Here is a 20,787-nt window from a genome sequence, read left to right as displayed (position 1 = left end):
CGCTACAGTTATTCCTCCACGGCGCGAAAGGAGACAAAAATGCTCTATATCTTTGATTTGGGTAATGTGATTGTCGATATCGACTTCAACCGTGTGCTGGGGGCATGGAGCGATTTTAGCCGTGTACCGCTGGCAACGTTGAAGCAGACGTTTGCGATGGGCGACACGTTCCATCAGCATGAGCGGGGCGAGATCACCGATGAGGCTTTCGCCGAGGCGTTATGTCGTGAAATGGATCTACCGCTGAGCTACGAGCAGTTCTCGCACGGCTGGCAGGCTGTCTTTGTTGCGCTGCGCCCGGAAGTTATTGAGATCATGCATAAGCTGAGGGAGCAGGGGCATCGCGTTGTGGTGCTGTCAAACACCAACCGTTTGCATACCACTTTCTGGCCGGAGGAATACCCGGAAATCCGCAGTGCCGCCGATCGGATCTATCTGTCGCAGGATTTAGGCATGCGTAAACCAGAAGCCCGTATTTATCAGCAGGTGTTACAGGCAGAAGGATTTTCAGCTGAGGATACGGTCTTTTTCGACGATAACGCCGATAATATAGAAGGTGCCAAATTGCTGGGGATCACCAGTATCCTGGTAACGGGGAAAGAAACCATCCCGGACTACTTCTCGAAGCAGTTATGATGACCTCTTTACGGCAAAAAATCAGTTACTCGACGCGCCCGCTGGTGGCGTGGCTGAAACTACTCTGGCAGCGTATCGATGAAGATAACATGACGACGCTGGCGGGTAACCTTGCCTATGTCTCGCTGCTCTCCCTGGTGCCGCTGGTCGCCGTGATCTTTGCGCTGTTTGCGGCGTTCCCGATGTTTTCGGATGTGAGCGTTCAACTCCGCCATTTCGTTTTCGCTAATTTCATGCCCGCGACCGGGGATGTGATCCAGCGCTATATTGAACAGTTCGTGGCGAATTCCAGCAAAATGACGGCGGTCGGAGCGTGCGGCCTGATCGTAACCTCGCTCCTGCTGATGTATGCCATCGACAGCGCGTTAAACGCTATCTGGCGCAGCAAACGCATCCGACCTAAAGTCTACTCCTTTGCAGTCTACTGGATGATCCTGACCCTGGGGCCGGTGCTCGCAGGTGCCAGCCTGGTGATCAGTTCGTATCTGCTCTCGTTGCGCTGGGCCAGTGAGTTAAATAGCGTGATTGATGACGTGCTGCGTATCTTCCCTCTGATCCTCTCGTGGCTCTCTTTTTGGCTGCTATACAGCGTGGTGCCAACGACGCAGGTGCCAAACCGGGATGCGGTGATCGGGGCATTTGTCGCCGCGCTGCTGTTCGAGGCGGGTAAGAAAGGATTTGCGCTCTACATCACCACCTTTCCCTCCTATCAGCTCATTTACGGCGTGCTGTCGGTGATCCCTATTTTGTTTGTCTGGGTCTACTGGACGTGGTGCATCGTCTTGCTTGGCGCGGAAATAACTGTCACTCTCGGAGAGTACCGAAAACTCAAAGAAGAAAAAGAAGACCAGCCATGATTGCATTAATTCAGCGCGTAACCCGTGCCAGCGTCACCGTGGAGGGTGAGGTGACGGGTGAAATCGGCCAGGGACTTTTGGTCCTGTTGGGTGTCGAAAAAGAGGATGACGAACAGAAAGCGAATCGCCTGTGCGAGCGCGTGCTTGGCTACCGAATTTTTAGCGATGCCGACGGCAAGATGAACCTTAACGTTCAGCAGGCAGGCGGGAGCGTGCTGGTGGTGTCGCAGTTTACGCTGGCGGCAGATACCGAACGTGGAATGCGTCCCGGCTTCTCGAAAGGTGCCGCGCCGGATCGCGCTGAAGAACTGTATGAATATTTTGCCGACCGCTGCCGTCAGCAGCAGATAGAGACGCAGACCGGGCGATTTGCCGCCGATATGCAGGTTTCACTGGTTAATGATGGGCCGGTTACGTTCTGGCTTCAGGTATGAGCCAGCTCCCGGCGTGGCCGCGAGTAACAAAAGAGAGTGCCGCTATGTATCACCTTCGCGTACCGCAAACAGCAGAAGAGTTAGACGCCTACTATCAGTTTCGCTGGGAGATGCTGCGTAAACCGCTGCATCAGCCGAAAGGATCCGAACGCGATGCCTGGGATGCGCTGGCGCATCACCAGATGGTGGTGGATGAAGAGGGCAAACTGGTGGCCGTCGGACGGCTTTATATTAATGCCGATAACGAGGCGTCTATTCGCTTTATGGCGGTCGATCCTGGTGTGCAGGAGAAGGGACTGGGAACGCTGATGGCGATGACTCTTGAGTCCGTCGCGCGGCAGGAAGGGGTAAAGCGCGTGACCTGTAGCGCACGTGAAGATGCAGTCGAGTTCTTCGCGAAGCTGGGATTTGTGAACCAGGGGGAAATTACTGCCCCGCAAACCACGCCGCTGCGCCACTTTCTGATGATTAAACCTATCGCGTCGCTGGATGACATCCTGCACCGTGGCGACTGGTGCGGACAACTCCAGCAGGCGTGGTACGAGCACATTCCGCTCAGTGAAAAGATGGGCGTGCGCATCCAGCAGTATACCGGGCAAAAATTTATTACCACCATGCCCGAAACCGGCAATCAAAATCCGCACCATACCCTGTTTGCCGGCAGCCTGTTTTCACTGGCGACGCTGACCGGCTGGGGGCTGATCTGGTTGATGCTGCGCGAGCGTCATCTGGGCGGGACGATTATCCTGGCCGACGCGCATATTCGCTACAGTCGCCCAATTAGTGGGCGTCCAACCGCCATTGCCGATCTTGGCTCGCTCAGCGGCGATCTCGACCGTCTGGCGCGCGGGCGTAAGGCGCGCGTGCAATTACAGGTCGAACTGTTCGGCAATGAAACCTCCGGCGCGGTGTTTGAAGGTATCTATATCGTGCTCCCCGCGAAGCCATTTGGGCCGCTGGAAGAAGGGGGGAATGAGGAGGAGTGATGGCTCCTCTTTATTCGATAAATGCCTGTGCCGGAAGGTTAAAACGTTCGGAGAGCGCTTTGATGTGCTTTACCGTCAGCGCCCTGCGGCCATTGAGAATATTGCTGACGTTGGCTTTTGACCCAAGCTCCTGTGCTAAATCGGCTGCTTTTAAGCCGTACTGATCCATCAGCGTTCGCAGCATAGCGACGCCCGGAGGCGTGCTTTCCAGGCGGCGATTAAACTCTGCAAATTCAGGAGATTGGTCTTCATAATCGCTGATTTGTCTGGCGAGAAGTTCAAAAAGCGGGTTATCCAGATCGTCCCTGTCGATTAAGAATTCAATCAGCGCCAGTGCTCTGCGATACTCCGTTTCGTTACGTTCTCCGTTCATCAGAGGAATAGGCTTCACTGCTTTTGAGAAAGCGTTAACCATCTTTTCTGCGCTAGCGGTATCCATAAGGTGTATATTGGGCCTGCTCATTCTGTATGGCTCCGGTAGTATTTTGTTAGCCTGTCGTATTCGGCATGGGAAACAATATGCTTCACAAAAACTTTTTGCAGCCTGAAATCCATAAAAGCGATGAGCCGTAAGCTGTTACCTGCAACATCAACTACCCACCATTTTTTCCTGTATTTAAAGTTGTCCAGAGAAGGAAGATAGCTTTTCATCTCTTGTGGATCGCTGAAAGTCTTTTTCTCCAGGACATTCAGCAAGTCGACGAGCGCGATGGCACAACCGGGAAAGCTGGCTATCGCCTCGTTAAAAGGCTTACGGCTAATAACATGCACGGCTCTGTCCTTGTACCGGTGTTTTCAGCCTGAAAACACTATAGTGGATGGACCTGTTGTTTTCAATATGAAAACAACAGAGAAATAGTCATCTATATACCAGCCCGCCAGGCAATATCCCGCATCACGTTCTTTGCCGCCAGGCTTACTCCACCCAGTTGAAAAAAGCCGTGAATGACGCCGAGATAGCGCTGGCAGGTACTCTCCACGCCCTGTTCACTCAGCCGTTGGTACAGCGCTTCGCCTTCGTCGCAAAGCGGATCGTATTCAGCAGTAATGATATGCACGGGAGGCAGACCGTTGAAGTCATCCCGCCACAGCGGGCTGGCCTCCGGATGCTGGCGTTCTGTATGAGGCAAATACATCTCGTAACCGGAAAGCAACGTGTCGCGGGTAATGATGTAGTCGAGGCCGTTACGGGTATAGCTTTCGAAATGGGCGGTGGCATCGAGCATCGGATAGATGAGAATGAGCCGTGCAGGTTGCCACTGGCCTGCCGCTTTCAGACGCAGCGCCGTGACCAGCGCCAGATGCCCGCCCGCGCTGTCGCCAGCGAGTGTTATGCGCGTGCGATCGACGCCGAGCGTGTCGGCATGCTGCCAGATGATATCCGCGCCTTTTTCTGCATCGTCATGCGCCGCAGGGTAAGTTTGCTCCGGCGCGCATCGGTACTGAACGGCAATCACCCGGCAGCTGCTGTAAAACGCCAGTTGCCGCAACTGATGATCGTGCGTGGCAAAACCGCCGCTGACGAAACAGCCGCCGTGGTAATAAATTACCGTCGGCAGAACGCCCTTAGCGTTAAGCGGCGAGACAACCCGGAAGCTCAACCCTTCAAGCTCCATATCTTTCACTGTCACGCGCGTTTCCTTCTCGCCCGCGAGAACGGTGCTGGCTATATAGCCCTCCCGACGTTGTTCAACGCTTTGATGTCGTTCTGACGGACGTCCGGCGGCGATAAAATCGTTAACTAGCGCCGCGATACCTTTTTCCAGTGCCATGAATACGCTCTCTGCCTGTATGGATATCCAGTTTTATAACCTGGCTGCTGGCAAATGAAAACGCAAATTTTGGTGGGGATCTGATTCTGGAAAGCGCCTCGCAAAAGTGGAAGCAAAGACATGTAAACGGAGTATAAGGCGGTAAGTTTGCAAAGTGGCACAGTACGCCATTGACGTACAATTTATTTAGATTATCGTAAGACAAATGAATCCCACATCAGAGAAACCGAGTTACCAGGGAAGGGGGAAGCTAATATGGATAAGATATTATTCGAACAATTAACCCAAAGCATTCATCAAATGAATGAATTTATGGTGGGAACACGGCATCCTTCCCGAACATTTCACATTGATGCGATGAAAATTAAAGAAATTCGTCAGGCTACGGGATTATCGCAGTCTAAATTCGCGGATTTAATATCGGTAAATGGTGATACTTTGCGTAACCGGGAGCAGGGGTAACGCTCACCCACCGGGCCAGCAAAAGCGTTGCTAAGGGCGATAGAGAACGATCCGCGACATGTCATTCCTGCGCTAGCGCAATAACGGCTCTCTACTCTCCAGTTATGATCCTGATCTTGTTTCAGATAAGGCGTTTGCGCCCAGCATAAGGATACATGTAATGAATATCAATGAGACCATCAAGCCATTTCGTTGGGTTGAATAACAATCCGGAGCTCCCGTTGTATATCACTTTACTCACCTGCAAGTCACGCCAAGGCAGAAGGCCATAAATCGTGGCTTTAGAGCTATGTTCACTAAAAATTAATCCATATATTCCCCCAGCAAATCATAACAATATTAAATAAAGAAATTGTATGCGGTGGACAACTTCGGGAGGCATGGCGGGTTTATTCACGGGCTGCTCCTAAATAATGGGTAAGCCAGAAAGCACATGCTTCAGGCATTAATACACTAAATCAAAAGAATATAATCTTGTAATAAATATATTCAGTACTCGTTTCTGTCGTAACCATGTTAGCCGATTATGTTCATAAACTAATTATGCGATCTTGCAAATTCTGATTTGGCTTTCTGCAATTGCTGCTGGAAGGCGGGACTGGTATGTAACGTGGCTACAACGGCAGAACCAACAATCCGTGCCGCATCAACATCGCTCTGCCAGTGGTAACCACAAATGACTCTGCTTTGACCTAGTTCAAAGCCTCGCCGTAAGATTTCATTTTGGCGTTCTGGGTTAATTTCAGCTAGTACCAGCGCTGTTGCCCAACCGATAGAGGAATGACCGGAAGGATAGGAGCCGTTTCTCGTCAACTCATTTTGCTGGTTGGTATTACAGGTGTTGGTGCCGTAGAAAGCAAATGGACGAATGCGCATATATTTTTCTTTTGCACTGCGGGTTGCTAGATCGCCTGCATCTTCAATCATATTGGTCAGCAATTTATAAAGCTCGGGAGTAACTTTTGCTGTAATTGGCGAGCCGAAAGCACTAGAGAAAGCGCTAGCCACTCCACCCCCGCCCAGATTTGCGTCATACATGGCCTCTTTTCCCCGCCTGGTACCGCGCTGAAGTCGCCCTTTTTCGTATATTGCCTGATCATTTAAAAAGGCAAGACTTCCTACTTCCGGTGGTGGCGGCAACAGTACTAAGCTATCAATGGCCTGAGCATTTGTAAGATAGTAGAGATCGGGCTTCGTGGTGGTATCATCACCTGGCGGAACCAGAGCAAAGACATTAATAGAGAATACATTGGCAAGGCAAAAGGTAATAAGAGGCATTTTCATTCAGATTTCCTTTATTTATTTTGAGCATCTTTCGGTATAAAGAGCATATTATTCTGTTGTTTTTTACGGTGTCCCACTCCACTATCCAGCCAGCTTGCGGAACAGAGGTGAGCAGTTCCGCAGATATTCCGGAGTACCTTCGTGTTCTAACCGGCCTTCATTAATCAGGATAGCTCTATCTACATAATCAAAAACAGCGGGTCGATGGGCAATGATAATAATAGTATACTTTCCTCGTAATTTTCTGAGCATTTCATAAAAAGATCTCTCTGTTTCAGTATCAAGATTGGCTGTTGATTCATCGAAAATATATATTTCGCTACGAGAAGCCAAGGCTCGGGATATGGCTACTCGCTGTCTCTGACCTCCAGATAAGAGATCTCCTCGTTCACCAACGTGGTAATTGAAAGCTAGCGGAAAGCTCAATATAAAATCTAATGCACCTGCCCGACTGCAAGCTTGGTATAATTGACTGACTGGTATGTTTTTTTCCTGATATGAGATATTCATCTTAATTGTATCAGAGAAGAGTAATGGGTTTTGTGGAACAACTTTTATGTTTTTCCTATAGTGAACAAGATCTATATGATTTATGTTAATATTATCAATAAATATTTCACCTGTTCTACAGGCTATGGTTCTCTCAAGAAGGCGTGCCAGTGTTGTTTTACCCGATCCGCTAGGGCCAGCAATAGCAATTATTTCTCCTTTTTTTATTGAAAATGAAATATCATACAATGCAAATTTATCGGTCAAATTATAAGATGCAAAAACGTTATTAAATGTGATTGTGCTGAAATCAACAGGAAAACCAATCGCGAGGTGAGATTGACATCTTTCAGATTCAACGTCCAGTATTTGATATATCCTGTCCAATGACGCTGTCGCCGCTGCAAAATTGACATTAAATTCAGCCACTCTATCTAGGGGCCAGAATATCTGTCGAATATACATTGTGAGCGCTATAAATGCACCGATCGTCAATCCACCAGTGATTACTTCATACCCACCTAGAGCCAGTATGATGACCGAGGGTAATTGTGAAAGTTGCCCCATAATTAAAAGATTAAAACTTTTAATTCGTGAGCGCTTTAGAAAAGCATGTTCATAGCCGTTAACGAGTTTTCGGGTATTTTCGGCCTCAACATCATGTGAATTATAGTTACGAATGGTTTCGATATTTGACAAGCGGTCTTGGATGTACGCTGAAAAATCACCTTGCATACTCTGTATCTTATATGATGAAACTTTAATAAGATCCCTGAAATATTTCATAAGGTAGACATAAAGTGGAATGAAAAGCAATGAAATGCCACCTACAAAGGGATCCTCATAAAATACAAGAAAGGCAACCACAGCAATTGAAGCTAAATCTATCCATACATAAACGAGTCCGCCACTAACCAGTGTTGCTACTAAATTCACATCAGAAATGATTCTGGAATTTATTTCGCCACTTTGTTTTTCTTGGAAAAATGAAAAAGGTAATGAAAATATATGATTCGTTACTTTCTCTCTAAGCCTGGATGTTATCTTTACTGTGATTAATTCAGTTAAATATTGTCTGTAATAAGTTGAAGGTGCCCAGATAAGCACAAAAACGATGATAACTATCATAACATATTTCACAAGTAAAATTATCCTTTGTGATGATGTCAGGCTTTCATCCATGATGATATTATCAATTACCCGGGATGTGATAATGGTTATAAGTAAGGGGGCGGAAAATTTTATAACACCCGCAATAAAAGCAAGAGCCAGCATTAACTTTATGTTACTAATAATGTTGGCCAGTCGCCTGACATAGCTCAAAGAAGAAAATACTTTCAAAATATAGTTTTTCACTTAGTTATTCCTCATGAATATCTATCGCTGGTTCTTTCATAAACTCATGAAAGTAGCGATCATAAGCCCTGCGGAAAAGCCGGTCCTTTTCATTACGCTTGGACTCACCATTCTCTTCTTCAATATGCTTTGAGAATCCACCAAGAATGGGAACGACAAATGAACCTTTCATAATAATCAATTTGGTAGCCAGTGTGGTCTCTTCAAAACCATAAGCAGAAAATCTATCGTCAAACCCACCGACTGATAATGCATGGTGTGTATTTACACAAAAAAGCCCGCCCAATACCATATTAGGCAATGTCCATGGCCCAAATTTACCACTGGCGGGCCATTTTGACCAACCCGCCGTATCTTTGATTATATTGAATTCAGCCCCAATAAATTCCCTGTCATTTTCACATCCAATCCAGTTTTCCTGATAATTACAGTTAAGCCTAAAATCATTAGATATATCAAAAGAGATTTTATTTTTATTAAGCGTATTTAAATAGATGAAATGAAAAAGACCACAGGTAATACAGCTCCGGTTTTGTGTACTAAATCTTTCCATTTCACGTATAAAGTCTGAAATTGCATTAGGATAAAGTATAATATCAGCATCCATAAAAATGGTGTATTTGCTGGCTGTTCGGTACTGCAATCCCGTATTTCTTGAAAATGCCCTTCCTCTATTTTTATCGAGTCTTACGATATTCCAGTCAGGATGGGATTTATCTGAAGGGAAAGCATAGGGTTTTTCTGAACCATCGTCCACCACCGTAACTGAAACATGTAACATGGGAATTAGCTCTTTTGCTTTCTTAATGGCAAAATTTGTATACTCCAGTGTTATATCAAATATGTCTCCTCCATTAAACAGAGGGATGACAATGTTAACATTAATTATAGTTGATTGATCAGATGTTTCATTTGCTTCATTGATAATACATAATTTTAAATAGTCATTATTATGACGTCTGAGTAGGTATTCCCGGGATTTATTCATCTGTTTTAGGCTTCTTTGGTGTGCGACCGGTAAAGATCATGATGAGAGCACTGGTTAATGAAAAGAAGGGTGGGATACTATGTAGTAACGAATGAAAAACCGCGTATATCAGATTTAAGATAACCCTATACCATGGTTCCCTGACTGGACTAATATCCTGACCTGACGCGGCTTCAAGGACATCAATGAAATAAGGTAGGCCTAACACAGGTAATGAGGTATAAAGAATTATTGATATAAATGATAAGATATAATCCAATATATTAGCACTCAGTAACCATGGTAGAATCAGTACAGAAAAGATAACAGGGCCGACAATTATCCATCTTACTGCATTTAATATACCTTGGCATGCCAAAATTATACTTCTTAATTTGAGGTATATATTATGTTCTTCCTGAAGATTTTTAAAAAAATAATAAGGATAAAGCATGGGCCCCCAATACCAGACATATTTTTGCTTCAATGCTGATCTCATACTCAATGGGGAATCACCTATTTCGATATAAGGAACCGGATATATAACTATTCCAGCACAGCGTAATTTATACCCAAGATATGTATCTTCGGTTAGTGTTTCTACCGGAAATAGCCCCATTTTATGCAGTATGTCAAATCGAATGAATAATCCATGTCCAACACAGTGAACATTTGACAATTTACTGAGCATACTATTTTTCTCGGCTTGTCTTCGTAGTCTTGGAATTTCGTGAGTGAGTGTCCAGCAACTTTGATATAAAGCAACTGCTTTTGCCGATAAATCCGATAGGCCTGAATAATTACGTAGGAAAACGGCGGACTGCTGAAATACATATTTTTCATTAGATCCGTTTAGCTGTGATAAAACCCATGTAAAAGTATCTTTATGTGGACGAGAGTCTGCATTATAAATGGATATGTAGTCTTTTTTATCTAACCGTCCTGCTTCAGCATATTTTTTTATGGTATAATTAAGCTGATGTGCCATGCTTCCATTAATGTCTGGATAGTTACATACAAAAACTGGAATTCCTGGGTGATCAATAATAAATTTTTCCACTACCTCCTGCGTTGTGTATCTGTGTTGATTATCTGTAATTTCTTTATCAGTGGTACAGATAGTTATACTGATATCCATGCCGGAAGGAATAATATCCAGAAAATATTCAATAGTGGGGATGATACGTTCCTGTTCTCTTAGAGCTGGAATTAAAATGATATGTCTGGATGATGTTATTGTTGGCATCGTCCCAGTCTTAAATTTTCTTTGTTTAAGGAAAAAAATTGATTGCCTAAATCTAATAAAATTCAGGAATGATACAGTTAAAAGTAATAAAATACCTAAATATAAAATGAAATATCCTAACGTAATCATGGTTTCCCTCACTCTTTATGCAAGTGAAAAAGTTAGATTTTAAACAGATTCAATTGACTGTACCAGCGTAATGATTTCTCTCTATATATTTTATTATCTTCCATGTATAATTTAGTCCATAAAAATAGAGAAGAGTATAGAAACATACAACTTCTCGATATTTATATAAGGTTCGTAGTACGATAAAAAAACCTGAGCCCTTTTCTGTTTAATTTTTCAGAACTCACAAAGTTAGCTGAATAAATTAATGACATGTCTCTACGGGTGTTTGACCACTCAGAAAATTTAATTTAACGTCCAGTACAATAATATTCCTGTAATGAAGTTCACTATATATCAGATATAGTATTCGGTTATTATTTGAAATGTCAATTAATTTGTCTAGTATTTTTAAGGCCATGGCCTGAATACTATGTGCAGCATAACTTAATGCGGGAGGATAAAACCATTCCCATATGATAGCAGGATCATACTGGCTATCATTAAAAATTTTATTTTACAATCTATTAGGTGCTCGATCCGAATTAATAACCGGATCGAGCGATTTCAATGCCCCTGCGAGCATCATTATATGAGAATCGTTCAGTAATAATAGTAAAATGCATGTACGGGTTACAATAATGACACCGGAAACATTATTTGTTCTTGATAAAGAATTTTCGCGTATTAAACTCGTAACAGTTATCGGCAGCCCTGAGGACCAACTATCATATTTATCTAAATTGGAATCCTCGGTTGCATAAAATATAAAAGTGACATTTCGATAGCCAAAAAAAACATTACCATTATTTTTTAACTGCCATATATGTAAACACTGAACTGTCATTTTAAAGTCCTTGTTCAGCCCAACTCCTGATAAATATCTCAGCTTCGTTATATGTACATGATTTAACCTCTGTAACCTCTGAGACATGTTTGAAAAAAAATGTTTTATTGTTTTTTATGAATGTCTTATTCAACATGATATGGTCTTTTTTTATTCCGTTATTAATTCCCCGATTTTTAACCTCATCTGCCGGTGTGTCTATATACAATATGAGTTGAGGTATAACAAATGCACATTGACACGTTATTTTTTCTAGTTTCTTCCACGTTTCACGAGATCCATACCTTGCATATTCATAACAGATTAAACTAAAAAAAGATCTGTCTAGTAAGACTTTTTTGTGCTCTGATATCGCTTCTGTCAGTATTCTCTGTCTCCGACATTCTATCGTCATTAATTTAAAAAAAATCTCCATTTGCCCAAGTTCATCCCTTTTTAGGGTTAGAACCTGCCAATGCCTCGCCATTGTTAAGCTCATAATACTCGGGTATCGCGATAAGCGCAGCATTCTGTTTACTGCGATTGATCAACATTGTTTTACCTGAGAAGCTGGGGCCTTCCAGAGCCACTGTTAACAAATCCTTCTGCATGTCCCTCTCCTTTCATGGTTCAGTATGACTGATAAATCCATAAGCTTATTTAATAACGTGTTAATGGTAAAAATATGTGATCTATTTCACGATTCCACATCATAACTGATGTTATTGAACCTAAATTAACAGAGTATTTAATCCGAAGGATGGTTTTAAATGGTCAGTTATCATGATAAGGAGAGGTAAATGACAGATTCTATTTTTCTGATAGGACCTGGAGGCGCAGGTAAAAGTACTGTTGGCAAACTTTTGTCTGGTATACTCGGCTATATTTTGATAGATCTTGATAATGAGTTTTGTGATAGAATAATCAACATCAGGGAGTATATAAAAATTCATGGGTACGAGTCTTATCTTGAGCAGAATTCAGCGTTGCTGAAAAAAATGCTTGTTGAGAATAGTCAACATAATACTTTATTTATTCTTTCTTCAGGTTTTTTGTCGACAGACATTCGTGCGGATATAGTCGAAAAGAATAAAAGAATGGTGAGGGAAAATGGTTTTTCTGTTTTACTAATGCCCTCGCCTAACTATAACGAAGCTCTGGAATGCATTATCGACCGACAACTTAACCGTGGCTTTTCTCTGGTCCGAGAAAAAGAAGAAGAAAAATTCAATCAGCGTTTTCATGAGTATGTCAGGATGGGGGATCTAAAAATATTCTCAATGGAAAAACCAGAGTGTATAGCGTTGAAAATAGCAAGTGCACTGAATAGCCGCTCGGAATAGTAGATGATTTAAAGGGAACTCAGTCCGAATTGTGCGATCTGATCAATCGCTGAATACCCCAAATAACCAACCGGACTGAGCAATGCTGATCATAGTACCAATACCTCGTGATGAAAGACGCCTGAAGCAGTAAGCAATCCATAAAAAGTCCGATAAAAACAATACCCTTAGGCTTATATCTAAGTTGAAGCTGCATCGGAGAGTCAGTATCAGCGACATTGCCAGAATGCTGTACTGTACCCGTTTATCCGTCGAGCGCTAGTTACTCTATATGTCGCTGAAGACCTGATATCACTGCGTCCGAGCCGTGAACGCTGGTGACCATTTGAATAAATTTGTGCACTACTTGTGAAATAAACCATTTAGCCGGGTGGAACTGGATTAATAATCCGCTTCAATTAAGGCCCTCAAATGCAGGAAATCCGTGCCAGAGCATGTTACTCGGATTGAAAAGTGATGCCGCTCCTGACACAACTCTATTGCCCGATAGTGAAAGACACCAGCGGGCTTTTATACCTTTCCAATCTGCAACGGTTACATGGGCCGTACGATATTCTGGAAAGTGCTCGCAGAAGCGAAAACTATCGCAAATCCTCTCTTTAATCACACAAGATGTAAGAGTACTTTGTCTCCTTATTAACCATTAATGATATACTGGAGGTATATATGAGCATGGTGGCAGGCATCGATATGGGCAGAATACTTCTTGATTTGTCTGATGACGTTATCAAGCGGCTTGACGATCTTAAGCACCAGCGCGGCCTTCCGCGGGCTGAGTTGCTGCGTGAAGCGGTTGAAGAATACCTTGAAAGGCAGAATCAGGCTAAAGCAGCCATCGCTAATGCGCTTGGGCTGTGGCAGGGTTTTGAAGAAGATGGTGTTGAGTTTGAAAGAGCGCTGCGCGAGGAGTGGGAGCGATGAAAGGAAAGGCGCTCTTTGATACCAATATCCTGATCGATCTGTTTAATGGCCATCGTGAGGCGATGTCAGCACTTGAGGCTTATCCTCCACAGCATGCTATTAGTCTCGTTACCTGGATGGAAGTGATGGTCGGGGCGAAAAAATATCACCGGGAACATCAAACGCGTATGGCGTTGAGCGCTTTTAATATTATTGGTATATCGCAGGATATTGCGGAACGGAGCGTAAATCTCAGGCAAGAGTTCGGCTTAAAACTGCCGGACGCTATCATTCTCGCCACGGCTCAGCATCATCGCTATACGATGGTTACGCGGAATACAAAGGATTTCGCAGGCATACCCGGGGTCGTAACGCCTTATCAATTTTGACAGAAAAATGCCGGGCAGGCGCAGGCGCTACCCGACGTATTATCTACTCCCCTTCACCCGGGAACAAAAACGGGTTAATGGAGCTGCGCGCAAAACCTTCCTGCTCCATGCGGGCGTCAAGCACCAGCGAGGCCAGATCGTCAGCGACTGGCTCCACGTTCGGGTCTTTTTCCTGATACAGAATCTTCAGATAAGTGCCGCAGTCGCCGCAGCTTTCGGCTTTTACCGAAGCCTGCTCGTTATCCAGCGACCAGTAGTGCAAATCGCGGGTCTGCTCACAGTTGCTGCACTTGATGCGCACCACGTGCCACTCGGTTTCGCACAGGTTGCAGTGCAGGTAACGCAGCCCCTGGGTGGTACCGATTTGCACGATACTGGAGACCGGCATTGAACCGCAGACCGGGCAGAACTGGCGCTGCTCGCCGTATTCGGCGCGGGCTTTGCCGGGGATCAGGCTCGCCATTTGTGCCCAGTACAGCGACAGCGCGGCCCAGATAAACGGGGCTTTATCGCTGCTGACGGAGGCGAAGTTGGCGGCGAATAGCGCGCTCGCCATTAACTCCAGCTCCTGCTCAGACGCCTTTTCGAGATTCTCGATCACCGCCAGCGCCGGGCCGCTCATTTCCGGCTTCAGCTCGGCAATCAGCGAATGCAGCAGCTTATGCCAGTGCTTGTCGCGCGGCAGGATGTGAATATCCAGCGGCGGCTTGCCCTGTGCAGCAGCTTCTTTGATGCGAGCTGTCAGATCCATCTCCAGCGGATGATCGTACAGCACCACTTCCTGAGCGTGGGCGATCAGCGCGGCAAAGCGCAGGTAGTCGCCCAGCGGGTTATTTTCGGCCAGCTCGCGCAGGCGTTCAGCACGGCGGTTGTACACGTTTTTGAGTCTGGGGAACAATAACGGCGGAATCATATCCGCCGTGCGTTTTTCGCCCGAACCCAGCTCATCTTGCGGGATTATGCGAATACTCATTCAGATGACTTTTCCTCTTTCTGGCGGACTTCACTGTACCAGCGCGGGTGATGCTTTCTCGCCCACGTTTTGGTTACCCAGCCTTCCACCATCGCGGTAATGGTGCCTTTCACCCACAGGGCGGCGTAAATATGCACCATGATAACCACAATTAACCCTACTGCGGCAAATGAATGCAGCATCAGCGCAAATCGGATCACCGGGATTGAGAAAACAGGCGCAAAGTACGGACGCCAGATGACCACGCCGCTCGCCAGCAACAGCACCAGCAGAATGATGGCCGCCCAGAACACGCATTTCTGACCGAAGTTATAGCGTCCGGTATCGCCCACTTCCTCGTTGACGACGATCTTACGAATATTCTTCGCCCAAAAGATATCATCCCGATTGATTAGGTTGTGATGCCAGTAACGGAAAAACATGATGATGAAAGAAGCAAACATCACCACCCCGACGAACGGATGCAGAATGCGCGCCAGCTGCGGCGTGCCCAGAATGTGCATCAGCCAGTTGAAGGACGGGAAGAAAAATCCCAGTCCGCTCACCGCCGCCAGCACGAAGCAGAAGGCGGTGACCCAGTGGTTGATACGTTCCGGTGCCGTGTAGCGCACGATGGTGTCACGTCTTTTCATTTGCGCACCTCGTCTTTCTCTTCGTGCAGATTGTCTTCATCTTCTTCTGCGCGGTTCGGGCCGACACCAACGTAGTGGAAGATACTGGCTGCGAAGGTCGCGGCAAAGCCGACCGCCGCAAGCGGTTTCCAGATGCCTTTCCAGAACTTCACGGTCTGGCTGATTTCCGGATTCTCCGGCAGGCCGTGATACAGATTCGGCTTGTCGGCATGATGCAGCACGTACATGACGTGTGTACCGCCAACGCCCGCCGGATCGTACAGGCCCGCGTTATCATAACCACGGGTTTTCAGCTCGTTAACGCGCTCACCAGCCAGCACCTTCATATCCTCTTTGGAGCCAAAGTGGATAGCGCCGGTCGGGCAGGTTTTCACGCAGGCTGGCTCCTGGCCGACGACAACGCGGTCCACGCACAGGGTGCATTTGTAGACGCGGTTATCTTCCGGATTCAGGCGCGGCACGTCGAACGGGCAGCCCGCGATGCAGTAGCCGCAGCCGATGCACTGTTCGGACTGGAAGTCGACAATCCCGTTGGCATACTGAATGATAGCCCCTTCCGACGGGCACGCCTTCAGGCAGCCCGGATCGGCGCAGTGCATACAGCCATCCTTGCGGATCAGCCACTCCAGTTTGTCGTTCTGCTCGACTTCCGAGAAGCGCATCACCGTCCAGGATTTAGCGGTCAAGTCTGCCGGATTGTCATAGACCCCGACGTTGTGACCCACGTCATCACGAATGTCGTTCCACTCTGAACACGCCACCTGACAGGCTTTACAGCCGATACAGGTGGTGACGTCGATAAGCTTCGCCACCTCTTGCTGGTGATCCCGCGCCTGTGGCGCGGGGGTGAAACCGTTAGTCGCGGAACGACGGATAATGTCTTGCGATTGATAAGCCATAAGTCGTCTCCGTTACACCTTTTCCACGTTCACCAGGAACGCCTTAAACTCCGGCGTCTGGGTGTTCGCATCGCCAACGACCGGCGTCAGCGTGTTGGCAATAAAGCCTTTCTTCGCCACGCCCTCATAACCCCAGTGAATCGGAATACCGATAGTATCGACATCCTGATTATTCACCTTCAGCGTGCGGATACGTTTGGTCACCACTGCTTTGGCCTTGATATAGCCGCGGTTAGAGGAGACTTTTACCGTATCGCCCTGCGCGATGCCGAGCTTATTCGCCAGCTTCTCGCCGATTTCCACAAACTGCTCCGGCTGCGCGATGGAGTTCAACAGCGCATGCTTGGTCCAGTAGTGGAAGTGCTCCGTCAGACGATAAGTAGTGCCCACATACGGGAACTTATCGGCTTTCCCCATGGCATCCATGTCGTCTTTAAAGACGCGGGCTGCCGGGTTGGAAATCACGTTCGGGTGTAGCGGGTTGGTGCCCAGCGGCGTTTCAAACGGTTCGTAGTGTTCCGGGAACGGCCCTTCCGCCATCTTATCGGTAGCGAACAGGCGGCCTACGCCTTCCTGCAGCATGATAAACGGTCCAACATCGCTGCCCGGAGGCGCGGTGTTGTAATCCGGAATATCCGCGCCAGCCCATTTGCCATTGCCGTATGAGAGCAGCTGACGCTTCGGATCCCACGGTTTACCCTGCGGATCGGCAGAGGCGCGGTTATACAGGATGCGGCGGTTCAGCGGCCATGCCCAGGCCCAGCCCAGCGTATTCCCCAGCCCTGACGGGTCGGCGTTATCGCGGCGAGCCATCTGGTTACCGTCCGGCGTCCAGCTTCCGGCGAAGATCCAGCAGCCGCTGGACGTCGTACCGTCATCGCGCAGATGCGCAAACGAGGCCAGCTGATTGCCTTTTTTCGCCAGTAACAGCCCGGTCGTCGGATCGGTAATATCTTCCAGCGCCTTACCGTTGCTCTCCATCGCGACTTCTTCCGGCGACGGATTCTCCGGCGTCAGGTAGTTCCAGGTCATGTTCAGCACCGGTTCCGGCAGCGCGCCACCGTCGGCAGCATACATCTTACGCAGGCGCAGGAAGATGCCCGCGAGGATTTCGCCGTCGTTCAGCGCTTCGCCCGGTCCGTCCTGACCTTTCCAGTGCCACTGCAACCAGCGTCCGGAGTTGACGATAGAACCGTTTTCTTCGGCAAAGCAGGTGGACGGCAGACGGAACACTTCGGTCTGAATTTTCGACGGATCGACATCGTTCGACTCACCGTGGTTCTGCCAGAAGGTCGAGGTTTCGGTGTTGAGCGGATCGATAGTTACGAGGAACTTCAGCTTCGACAGTGAAGAGACCACTTTATTTTTGTTCGGGAACGACGCCACCGGGTTGAAGCCCTGGCAGAGATAACCGTTCACCTGGCCTTTGGCCATCATGTCGAAATACTGCAGTACGTCGTAGGCTTTGTCCCACTTCGGCAGCCACTCAAAGCCCCAGTCGTTTTCAGCCGTCGCTTTATCGCCGTAAAACGCCTTCATCATGGAGACGAAGAATTTCGGGTAATTGCTCCAGTAGTTAACCTGATTTTCCTGTAACGGCTTAGTGGTGTTACCGGCAAAGTAGGTTTCAAGCGTGTCCTGCTTGTCATTCGGCAGCGTCATGTAGCCCGGCAGGCTTTGCGACAGCAGGCCGAGGTCGGTCAGACCCTGAATGTTGGAGTGACCGCGCAGGGCGTTAACGCCGCCGCCTGCCATTCCCATGTTGCCAAGCAGCAGCTGGATCATCGCCATCGTGCGGATGTTTTGCGCACCCACCGAGTGCTGGGTCCAGCCGAGCGCATACAGGAATGACGCGGTTTTATCGTGCGCGCTGGTTTCTGCGATATACTCGCAGACCTTCAGGAAGTCCGCCTGAGGCGTACCGCAGATGTTTTCGACCACGTCCGGCGTGTAGCGGGAAATATGCTTTTTCAGCAGATTCCACACGCAGCGCGGGTGTTGCAGCGTGGTGTCCCGTTTCGCAAAGCCGCGTTCGTCCAGCTCATAGTTCCAGCTTTCTTTGTCGTATTTGCGTTTTTCCGGGTCATAGCCGGTAAACAGACCGTCATCAAAGCCAAAATCTTCACGCACGATCAGGCTGGCGTTGGTATAGGCTTCGGTGTATTCGCGGTTGTATTTTTCGTTGTTTAGCAGGTACAGCATGACGCCTGACAGGAAAGCAATGTCAGTACCTGAACGAATCGGCGCATAGAAATCGGCCACCGAGGCAGTACGCGTAAAGCGCGGATCGATCACAATCAGCTTCGCGCCATTGTGGATCTTGGCTTCCATCGCCCAGCGGAATCCTACCGGATGCGCTTCTGCCGCGTTCCCACCCATCACGACGATGAGGTTGGCGTTCTTCATGTCGACCCAGTGGTTGGTCATCGCACCGCGACCAAATGTTGGAGCAAGACTTGCTACCGTTGGTCCGTGTCAGACACGCGCCTGGTTGTCGACGGCTAACATGCCGAGTGCGCGGGTAAATTTCTGCGTTAAATAGCCGGTTTCGTTACTGGATGCGGAAGCGCACAGCATACCGGTGGAAAGCCAGCGGTTAACGGTGGTGCCTTCGTCATTCTGCGCGATGAAATTGGCATCGCGATCTTCTTTCATCAGTTTAGCGATGCGATCGAACGCCTCTTCCCAACTGATTCGCTGCCATTTATCCGACCCTGGCGCGCGATATTCCGGATACTTCAGGCGGCTGTCAGAGTGGATAAAGTCTATGAGTCCCGCGCCTTTCGGGCAAAGCGCACCGCGGTTTACCGGATGGTCCGGGTCCCCTTCGATGTGGAAAATGGATGACTTGGCGTTTTTGGCTCCGTCGCCGAGGCTATACATTAATAGCCCACAGCCAACGGAGCAGTACGTACAGGTATTACGGGTTTCGCGGGTACGCAACAGTTTATATTGCCGCGTTTCCGCCAGCGCTACGCCTGGGGCAAAACCCAGCGCCGCTGCCGTCGTGCCTGCCATACCGCCAGCGCAGATCTTAAAGAACTGCCTTCTGCTGACCTGCATGGTTTGCTCCTTGTTTCGACATTGTCTCTTCCTCACTGCTTTCGCCAGAACGAAAGGCGTTGAGGTTTTTTTGTTTTACTTTGCGGTGAACCCCGCAAAGGTTCAGAATTGTTATCCCTCCCTCCTGGAAGGGTTTTGCCCTAGAATACCACAACGTTGGTATGCCTGTTTTGACACGGTTAAAAAAAAGTGAATGAAATTTACCCCAAAAGGGATAAAAATGTGACGAACATCACAGGTTGCCGCCAGGTTAGCCTCTGGAAACGCGATAATTTGCAACATTCTCAGCCCGATGCGCTTGCAGAAGAGGTGCCTGTCGCCCTGGTTTACAACGGCATCTCTCATGTGGTGATGATGGCATCTCCGAAAGATCTGGAGCATTTTGCGGTCGGTTTTTCCTTATCCGAAGGGATTATAGAAAACCAAAACGAGATCTACGGGATGGATGTGGTTCAGGCGTGCAACGGTCTGGAGGTGCAAATTGAGCTTTCCAGCCGCCGTTTCATGGGGCTGAAAGAACGCCGCCGCGCACTGGCCGGACGCACCGGCTGCGGGGTCTGCGGTGTTGAACAGCTTAACGATATCGGTAAGCCCATTGCGCCGCTGCCGTTTACGCAAACTTTCGCCCTGGCCGATCTCGATCGCGGGCTGGGCCAGCTGCGTGATTTTCAGCCCATCGGCCAGCTGACCGGCTGTACCCATGCTGCCGCCTGGATGCTGCCTTCCGGCGAACTGGCGGGCGGACATGAAGACGTCGGTCGCCACGTGGCGCTGGATAAGCTGCTGGGACGTCGTGCGCAGGAAGGCAATCGCTGGCAGTCGGGTGCGGTACTGGTTTCCAGCCGTGCCAGCTATGAAATGGTGCAAAAATCGGCGATGTGCGGGGTGGAGATTTTGTTTGCCGTGTCGGCAGCCACGACGCTGGCGGTAGAAGTGGCGGAACGCTGTAACCTGACGCTGGTGGGATTCTGTAAGCCGGGGAGGGCAACGATTTATACGCATCCGCAACGGCTGGTGACGAGTTAACGTTTCTTTGGTTCTGGAAAGGGCCAGATGCATTTGTCCGCCAGGCGGACTGGCGAAGCCTGGTGTCGAAAGTGCGGTTGCGGTCGTCTTTTGTGTCTGTTTATTCCTCTATTGTATTGTTAATAAAGATTTTTTATTT

Annotated in this window: 20 protein-coding genes and 1 pseudogene; 9 read left to right on the top strand and 12 right to left on the bottom strand. The window is 48.0% G+C overall.

The annotated features are described in order from the left end of the window. The first annotated feature begins 39 nt into the window (after window positions 1-39). Genes yihX through fabY form a run of 4 tightly spaced genes read left to right on the top strand, consistent with a single transcriptional unit; the run spans window position 40 to window position 2,913 of the window. Window positions 40-636: a glucose-1-phosphatase gene (gene yihX, locus P0H77_RS22725; RefSeq protein ID WP_276160164.1), complete on the top strand. Its 597-nt coding sequence runs from the start codon at window positions 40-42 to the stop codon at window positions 634-636. Continuing rightward, window positions 633-1,493, top strand: coding sequence for a virulence factor BrkB family protein (locus P0H77_RS22720; protein WP_276160163.1), 861 nt, complete (start codon window positions 633-635; stop codon window positions 1,491-1,493). Before yihX ends, P0H77_RS22720 begins: the two co-directional genes overlap by 4 nt. Further along, complete coding sequence (gene dtd / locus P0H77_RS22715; protein WP_276160162.1) at window positions 1,490-1,927, top strand: D-aminoacyl-tRNA deacylase; 438 nt, start codon at window positions 1,490-1,492, stop codon at window positions 1,925-1,927. The genes P0H77_RS22720 and dtd overlap by 4 nt, the downstream gene beginning before the upstream one ends. 44 nt (window positions 1,928-1,971) lie before the next feature. After that, window positions 1,972-2,913, top strand: coding sequence for a fatty acid biosynthesis protein FabY (gene fabY, locus P0H77_RS22710; RefSeq protein WP_276165204.1), 942 nt, complete (start codon window positions 1,972-1,974; stop codon window positions 2,911-2,913). A gap of 10 nt (window positions 2,914-2,923) precedes the next feature. On the opposite strand, the gene P0H77_RS22705 is transcribed toward fabY, so the two are convergent. The 3 genes from P0H77_RS22705 to P0H77_RS22695 form a co-directional block, all read right to left on the bottom strand. Then, window positions 2,924-3,352, bottom strand: a complete 429-nt coding sequence (locus P0H77_RS22705) for a helix-turn-helix domain-containing protein (protein WP_276160149.1) — start codon at window positions 3,350-3,352, stop codon at window positions 2,924-2,926. 20 nt (window positions 3,353-3,372) lie between these two features. Beyond that, the gene (locus P0H77_RS22700; protein ID WP_276160144.1) at window positions 3,373-3,684 is read right to left on the bottom strand and encodes a type II toxin-antitoxin system HigB family toxin; all 312 of its coding nucleotides are present in this window, start codon (window positions 3,682-3,684) and stop codon (window positions 3,373-3,375) included. 92 nt (window positions 3,685-3,776) lie between these two features. Then, window positions 3,777-4,685 carry an alpha/beta hydrolase gene (locus P0H77_RS22695; RefSeq protein WP_276160136.1) on the bottom strand — a complete coding sequence of 303 codons (909 nt, stop codon included), beginning with the start codon at window positions 4,683-4,685 and terminating at the stop codon, window positions 3,777-3,779. A gap of 255 nt (window positions 4,686-4,940) precedes the next feature. Here P0H77_RS22695 and P0H77_RS22690 point away from each other — a divergent pair. After that, a pseudogene (locus P0H77_RS22690) lies at window positions 4,941-5,231 on the top strand (helix-turn-helix domain-containing protein). A 453-nt stretch (window positions 5,232-5,684) separates the two neighbouring features. On the opposite strand, the gene phoC reads toward P0H77_RS22690, so the two are convergent. From phoC to P0H77_RS22665, 5 genes are all read right to left on the bottom strand, one after another. Continuing rightward, window positions 5,685-6,431, bottom strand: coding sequence for an acid phosphatase PhoC (phoC, locus tag P0H77_RS22685; protein WP_276160129.1), 747 nt, complete (start codon window positions 6,429-6,431; stop codon window positions 5,685-5,687). Between the two features lie 81 nt (window positions 6,432-6,512). Further along, window positions 6,513-8,276, bottom strand: a complete 1,764-nt coding sequence (locus P0H77_RS22680) for an ABC transporter ATP-binding protein (protein ID WP_276160123.1) — start codon at window positions 8,274-8,276, stop codon at window positions 6,513-6,515. A 4-nt stretch (window positions 8,277-8,280) separates the two neighbouring features. Next, entirely contained in the window at window positions 8,281-9,264 is a 984-nt protein-coding gene (locus tag P0H77_RS22675; RefSeq protein WP_276160116.1) for a glycosyltransferase family A protein, read from the bottom strand. Then, window positions 9,257-10,618, bottom strand: a complete 1,362-nt coding sequence (locus P0H77_RS22670; protein ID WP_276160110.1) for a glycosyltransferase family 2 protein — start codon at window positions 10,616-10,618, stop codon at window positions 9,257-9,259. The genes P0H77_RS22675 and P0H77_RS22670 overlap by 8 nt, the downstream gene beginning before the upstream one ends. 1,251 nt (window positions 10,619-11,869) lie before the next feature. After that, complete coding sequence (locus tag P0H77_RS22665; protein WP_276160109.1) at window positions 11,870-12,034, bottom strand: hypothetical protein; 165 nt, start codon at window positions 12,032-12,034, stop codon at window positions 11,870-11,872. Window positions 12,035-12,223: 189 nt separating this feature from the next. Between P0H77_RS22665 and P0H77_RS22660 the strand changes: the two genes are divergently transcribed. The 3 genes from P0H77_RS22660 (at window position 12,224) to P0H77_RS22650 (ending at window position 14,055) form a co-directional block, all read left to right on the top strand. Next, window positions 12,224-12,766, top strand: coding sequence for a shikimate kinase (locus P0H77_RS22660; protein ID WP_276160108.1), 543 nt, complete (start codon window positions 12,224-12,226; stop codon window positions 12,764-12,766). 666 nt (window positions 12,767-13,432) lie between these two features. Continuing rightward, a complete protein-coding gene (locus P0H77_RS22655; protein WP_276160106.1) occupies window positions 13,433-13,687 on the top strand; it encodes a CopG family transcriptional regulator in 255 nt (84 codons plus the stop codon). Further along, window positions 13,684-14,055, top strand: a complete 372-nt coding sequence (locus P0H77_RS22650; protein WP_276160102.1) for a type II toxin-antitoxin system VapC family toxin — start codon at window positions 13,684-13,686, stop codon at window positions 14,053-14,055. The genes P0H77_RS22655 and P0H77_RS22650 overlap by 4 nt, the downstream gene beginning before the upstream one ends. Window positions 14,056-14,098: 43 nt before the next feature. Here P0H77_RS22650 and fdhE read toward each other — a convergent pair whose 3' ends face one another. From fdhE to fdnG, 4 genes are read right to left on the bottom strand one after another with little or no spacing between them, the layout of a single operon-like run. Then, entirely contained in the window at window positions 14,099-15,028 is a 930-nt protein-coding gene (fdhE, locus tag P0H77_RS22645) for a formate dehydrogenase accessory protein FdhE (RefSeq protein ID WP_276160096.1), read from the bottom strand. Further along, complete coding sequence (gene fdoI / locus P0H77_RS22640) at window positions 15,025-15,660, bottom strand: formate dehydrogenase cytochrome b556 subunit (protein ID WP_276160093.1); 636 nt, start codon at window positions 15,658-15,660, stop codon at window positions 15,025-15,027. The genes fdhE and fdoI overlap by 4 nt, the downstream gene beginning before the upstream one ends. Beyond that, window positions 15,657-16,559 (bottom strand): formate dehydrogenase subunit beta, encoded by a 903-nt coding sequence (gene fdxH, locus P0H77_RS22635; protein ID WP_176919603.1) that lies wholly within the window; start codon window positions 16,557-16,559, stop codon window positions 15,657-15,659. Before fdxH ends, fdoI begins: the two co-directional genes overlap by 4 nt. A gap of 12 nt (window positions 16,560-16,571) precedes the next feature. After that, window positions 16,572-19,622, bottom strand: coding sequence for a formate dehydrogenase-N subunit alpha (fdnG, locus tag P0H77_RS22630; RefSeq protein WP_276160085.1), 3,051 nt, complete (start codon window positions 19,620-19,622; stop codon window positions 16,572-16,574). A 189-nt stretch (window positions 19,623-19,811) separates the two neighbouring features. Here fdnG and fdhD point away from each other — a divergent pair, with 189 nt between their 5' ends. Continuing rightward, a complete protein-coding gene (gene fdhD, locus P0H77_RS22625) occupies window positions 19,812-20,648 on the top strand; it encodes a formate dehydrogenase accessory sulfurtransferase FdhD (RefSeq protein ID WP_276160072.1) in 837 nt (278 codons plus the stop codon). Window positions 20,649-20,787 lie beyond the last annotated feature (139 nt).

Origin of the sequence: Superficieibacter sp. HKU1, from assembly GCF_029319185.1 — a bacterium.
Lineage (GTDB): Bacteria > Pseudomonadota > Gammaproteobacteria > Enterobacterales > Enterobacteriaceae > Superficieibacter.
This window is presented reverse-complemented; position numbering and strand designations above follow the sequence as displayed.